Here is a 255-nt window from a genome sequence, read left to right as displayed (position 1 = left end):
TTGAACTACTTACATACTTCGTTCCATCCGTTCCAGATGTCACATCTTTTGTACTTCCATCTCCCATTGATGCCGTTACATCTAACTGTTGGGTCGCGCCTGCTGCTAGCGTTACAGTGGTTGGATTCACATTTATACTCTTTACTTTAGTTGCCGGATTGTCTTGGATGGTTATGAGCACACTCTTACTCAGTCCACCATTTGTCACTGTAATTCTCACACCTGCTCCACTTGTCGCTGTTGATGGGATGGAAA

At 44.3% G+C, this 255-nt stretch carries 1 protein-coding gene; it reads right to left on the bottom strand.

The annotated features are described in order from the left end of the window. Positions 1-255, bottom strand: a 255-nt coding sequence (locus ACZYRN_RS19445; protein WP_488913207.1) for an Ig-like domain-containing protein, incomplete at both ends; no start/stop codon positions are given.

The organism is Domibacillus sp. F004 (genome assembly GCF_057814295.1).
The sequence above is the reverse complement of the archived record's forward strand: the minus strand, read 5'-3'. Positions and strand labels throughout refer to the sequence as shown.